The organism is Roseomonas sp. TAS13 (assembly GCF_001950415.1).
Lineage (GTDB): Bacteria > Pseudomonadota > Alphaproteobacteria > Acetobacterales > Acetobacteraceae > Roseomonas > Roseomonas mucosa.
Genome location: NZ_BDLP01000335.1, coordinates 1 through 4,747, shown reverse-complemented (window position 1 = coordinate 4,747; position 4,747 = coordinate 1). Strand labels below are relative to the sequence as shown.

3 protein-coding genes are annotated in these 4,747 nt (G+C 72.6%); 1 reads left to right on the top strand and 2 read right to left on the bottom strand.

Going from position 1 to position 4,747, the window contains the following annotated elements; all coding sequences use genetic code 11:
* Both ROTAS13_RS19505 and ROTAS13_RS19500 read right to left on the bottom strand, forming a co-directional pair.
* On the bottom strand, positions 1–933 hold a 933-nt coding region (locus ROTAS13_RS19505), incomplete at its 3' end, for a D-alanyl-D-alanine carboxypeptidase family protein (RefSeq protein ID WP_075823155.1).
* 257 nt (positions 934–1,190) lie between these two features.
* On the bottom strand, positions 1,191–2,954 hold the full coding sequence (locus ROTAS13_RS19500; RefSeq protein ID WP_058389850.1) for a chloride channel protein: 1,764 nt from the start codon (positions 2,952–2,954) through the stop codon (positions 1,191–1,193).
* Positions 2,955–3,297: 343 nt separating this feature from the next.
* On the opposite strand from ROTAS13_RS19500, the gene ROTAS13_RS19495 reads away from it, so the two are divergent.
* Positions 3,298–4,635 (top strand): hypothetical protein, encoded by a 1,338-nt coding sequence (locus ROTAS13_RS19495; protein WP_075823154.1) that lies wholly within the window; start codon positions 3,298–3,300, stop codon positions 4,633–4,635.
* Positions 4,636–4,747 lie beyond the last annotated feature (112 nt).

Genomic DNA, 4,747 nt, shown 5'->3' with positions numbered 1-4,747 from the left:
GGAGCTGTGCGTAGATGTGATCAAGAGACAGGCCAGCACGCCGCCATGGCCCACCGAGCGGCCCGCCAGCAGCGTGTCGCCCCGCCCCGGCGGCGTGCCGGGAAGCTCGAAGCCCCGGTCGAGCAGCGCCATCACATGGCGGTCACGCTCCCGCCCCGTGGCGCCGCCGAAGACCACGGCGATCAGCCGCCGCCCGTCGCGCCGGGCGCTGGTGACGATGTTGAAGCCGCTGGCGTTGATGAAGCCCGTCTTCAGCCCATCCGCGCCGTCGTAGTTCTCGTTGACGTAGTTGTGGCTGGCGATGGTCTGGCCGCGCCAGCGGAACTCCGGCGTGCTGAAATAGGCGTAGCGGTTCGGGAAGTCCCGGATCAGCCGCTGCGCCAGGATGGCCATGTCGCGGGCGGTGGTCACCTGGCGCGGGTCCGGGAGGCCGGAGGCGTTGCGGAAGACCGTGCTGGTCATTCCCATCTGGCGGGCCCGCAGCGTCATCAGCCGGGCGAAGCGCGCCTCGCTGCCCTCGCCCAGGAACTCGCCCACGGCGGAGGCCGCGTCGTTGGCGGACTTGGTCACCAGGGCCAGGATCGCGTCGCGGACCGTGATGGTGGAACCGGGCTTCAGCCAGAGCTTGGAGGGCGGCCGCGAGGCCGCGTGCCGCGATACGGGAATGCGGGTGGAAGGCGAGACGTCGCCCGATTCCAGCACCGTGAAGAGCATGTAGAGCGTCATCATCTTGGTGAGCGAGGCCGGGTAGCGCGGCTCGTCGGCGCTGGAGGCGGTAAGGACCTGCCCCGTGCCCGCATCCACCACGATCGAGGCATAGCGCTCGCTGCCGATCTGCGCCCGCGCCTGCCCCGGCGGAAGCCAAAGGGTGACGACGGCCGCCAGCGCCAGCAGGCGCAGGCCGCGTCGCAAGACGGCGCCGGTCTCGGTCATGCGGTGTACTTCCCCCTCCGGACGGCGCTCCCCCACGAAGCGTCGCCCGCTCCGCCAAGGTCTGGGCGCCAGCGCGGCGGGCTGGCAACCGCGAATAACCGCCGCTTCATCCGGAAGCGGGTTTTTCCCGCCCCGCCGCGACCCGTAAGCCACAGTCGCGCAAGGAATTTTTACCGGATCGCAAAACCCTGAAACACGGCGAAACATGACGCAGGGGACAGTTACAAGCCCTCCCGCCCGAGTCTCTTTGCGCCGGATCAGGCCATCAGTCCGGTTTCCTCGCGCCGCCGGCGCTCGACCTCCTCGCCATAGCGGCGCAGCAGGTGGCTGGCGGTGAGCAGGCCCAGCACCTTGCGGCTCCCCACCCCATCCACCACCGCCAGCGCCTCGGTCTCCACCGTGTCGAAGACGGCCATGGCCTCCTTGGCATTCATGGCCGGCAGCAGCGCCCGGTCGCGGAACTGCAGCAGCGGCTCCACCGTCTCCACCTCCGGCGCGGCGGCATAGGCCTCGGGCACCGAGATGAGCCCGGCATACTGGTCCTTCTCATCCACCGCGACGACGCGCGCCGTGGAGCCCAGCGGGAAGTCGCGCTTGAAGGAAGCAAGCCGGGTGTCGCTGCGCACGGTCCGCAGGTCGCGGCGCATCAGCTTGCCCACGCTCAGTTCGCGCAGCCAGCCGATGTCATGGGCGGAACGGATGGTCTCGCCCCGCAGGTGAAAGCGCCAAGTGGCGAAGGAATAGCCGAAGAGCCGCCGCGTCACGAGGCCGGCCACGGTCACCGCCGCCAGCACGCTGCCGGCCACCACGAAGTTGCCGGTGGTCTCCAGCGCCAGGAAGGTCATGGCCAGCGGTGCCCCCACCACCGCCGAGCCGAAGGCGCTCATCCCCACCAGCGACAGCAGCAGCGGGTCCATGCCCGGCAGCACGAGGTCCACCCCGGCGGCGAAGACCTTGCCGACCAGCGCCCCCAGCAGCAGCGAGGCGAAGAACAGGCCGCCGCGGAAGCCCGCGCCGAGCGAGATCACCACCGCCAGGCTCTTCAGCAGCGCCAGCCAGATGATGTCGAAGCCGGTGGATTCGGTGGCGAAGGTGAGGTGCAGCGCCCCGTGCCCGGCCGAGAGCGCGATGGGCGAGACCAGGGCCAGCAGGCCCACCACCAGCCCGCCCAGGACCGGGCGCAGCGGCGCCCAGCGCAGGAAGCGGCGCATGGTGGCCTCGGTGAAGGTCACGCCGCGCATCAGCGCGATCCCGGCCAGGGCGCAGGCGAGGCCGAGCAGCAGGGACAGCACGTAGCCCTCCAGCCCGGGCGGCGCGACCCCGCCCGGCACCACCACATAGGTCCCTCCGCTCAGCGCCCGGGCCACCAGCGTGGCGGTGACGGCACTGGCCACCACCGGGGCGAGGCTGGCGATGGCATAGGTGCCGATCACCAGCTCGAAGGCATAGAAGGCCCCCGTGAGCGGCGCGTCGAAGGCGGCGGCGATGGCCCCCGCCGCGCCGCAGCCCACCAGCAGCCGCAGGTCGCCGCGCCGCAGGCCGAGGCGCTGCCCGAGCCAGGAGGACACGCCGCTGGCCGCCTGGGTATAGCCCGCCTCCAGCCCCACCGAGGCGCCGAAGCCGTTGGAGACGATGTTCTGCACCGCCACCACCAGCCCGTCGCGGAAGGAGAGCTTGCCGCCATAGAGGGCATTGGCCTCGATCGGGTCCACCGGCTGGCGGGGCCACCAGCGCGACAGGGCGAGGTTGAAGGCCCCGAGCAGGATGCCGCCCAGCAGCGGCATGGTCAGCAGCACCAGCGGCGTCGCGCCCCGCAGGACGCTCAGCCCATGCGCGCTTTCCGGGCCGAAGAGCTGCACGTGCAGCCCGCGCGCGAGTCCGCCCATCACCACGGCGACGAGGCCGCTCAGCACCCCGGTCAGCACTGCCAGGCCGACCAGGCCGAACTCGCTGGCCCGCAGCCAGGCGCGGAAGGAAGCCACGTCGCGGATGGGGCGCACATGCAGTCGGAGAGCGATCATGATCCGGCCCGGGGCCCCTGGCAGAAGACGGCGCCGCGACATACGCCACGGGGCATGGATGACGAAGGCGAATCCTGGCCGCCTGCGCGGCGGACCGCCAGGGCCGGAAGCCGCGGCGAAGGCGGAACAGCAGAGAAAACCGGCCGAAAAAGGGCACCGCGCCAAAGGGCGGCGCCCAGGGGTGGCACGATGGGTGGCACGATGGGTGGCACGATGGGTGGCACGATGGGTGGCACGATGGGCGGCGCGGGGGCGCCCCGTGGGGCATCCGCCGGCGCGCGGAACGCGGTTTGCGCCGGCGCCGGGGCTGGCTACCCTGCGCGCCTCAGCCCAAGAAGTGCCGATGCCCAGAAACCCGCTGATCCTTGCCGCCCTGCTCCCGCTGATCTTTCCCGGCCTGCCGGCTTGGGCCGAGTCGCCAGGATCGCCGGCGGCGGAGAGCGGCATGCGGATGCAGGCGATGATCCGGGCCCCCTTGCCGCTGGCGGCGCGGGACGTGCTTTTCGCCCATGCCCGGCAGGCGGGGGAAAGCCCGGATTTCGATGCGCTGGCCGAGGCGCTAATGCCGCCGCCGGAACTGGCCTCCCCGGTGCCCTCCGCGCGGCGGCAGCGGCACGACGCGGCCTTCGCCGAGCTGCGCCGGAAGCTGCGGGCGGAATATGAGAGCTTCGATCCGGACCGCCCCTACCTGCTGCGGATCCGCACCGCCATCGGCCCCTACGATCCCCGCCAGGGGGGATTGCCGGTGGCGCTGAACGGCACCTTCTGGGTGCGCGACCCGACCTGGCGGTCGCCGGGCTTCGGCCTGCGCTTCGACAATGCCCTGGCGGTCGGCACCCTGCCCGTAGCGAACGAGGCGGCGGCGGAGAAGCTGCTCGAATCGGTGGGGCTGGACCCGCGCACGGAGGATGGCTGGCGCGGCATCCTGGAGGTCAGCCTCGTCCTGGGCGGCGCGCTGCCGCAGCCGGCGGGCATGAAGAGCGTGCCGATCGCGGCGCATCTCCTCACCGCCCGGCTGGTGCGGGAGGACGGGACGCCGATCCATGACTTCGGCCGCCTGCCCGGCCCCCTGCCCTCCGCCCGGCCGGGCGGGCCGGTGCTGCGGAGCGCGCTGCTGGAGGGGCTGCGCCTGGGCATGCCACTGGAGGAGGCGCGGGCCGCGCTGCGGCGGCGTGGCTTCCGGACGGTGGGGGGCGCCTTCTTCGCGGATGGCGCCGTGGCCTCCGCCGCGGGCCGCCCCGGCTGCCATATGGGCTTGGTGGCGGACCGACGCGCCTTTGGCGAGGCGCTGAACCTGAAGGCCGATTTCACCGCCTGCATCGCCCTGCACCGCGCCCCGGACCCCGGGCCGGAAGCCGGGGAGGACGCCGGGATGGGGGCGGAGGCACAGGCCGGGACGCGGGAGCCGCGCCTCGGCGGCATCACCGCGCTGCGCTTCCTGCCCGGCGAATCCGGGACGGCGCTGCGGCGGGCGCTGGAGCGGCGCTTCGGCCCCTCGCTCGCGGATGCCGAGGGCGAGGTTCTCTGGATCGGCCGCGATCCGGAGGCACCGCACGACGCCCCCATGGTGGAGCTGCGGGCGGAGTTCGTGCCCCTGGCGGAAGGGGGACCGCGGCACGGCCCCGGCCTGCTGCTCGGGCTGGAGCTGGAACCCTATCGCGCCGGTTCGGAGGCCTCCTGAACCCCGCCCCATCCTTTCCGGCGGGAACGGCTTTCCCGGCCGGTCCTTTCCGTGCATGTCCGGGCCGGGCTGTCCCTTGATCACATCTACGCACAGCTCCACCGTAAGGCGA

Bases quoted from the DNA above. Each gene is read 5' to 3' on its own strand.
- ROTAS13_RS19495 (WP_075823154.1), top strand. From the start codon at position 3,298: ATGCCCAGAAACCCGCTGATCCTTGCCGCCCTGCTCCCGCTGATCTTT.
- ROTAS13_RS19500 (WP_058389850.1), bottom strand. From the start codon at position 2,954: ATGATCGCTCTCCGACTGCATGTGCGCCCCATCCGCGACGTGGCTTCC.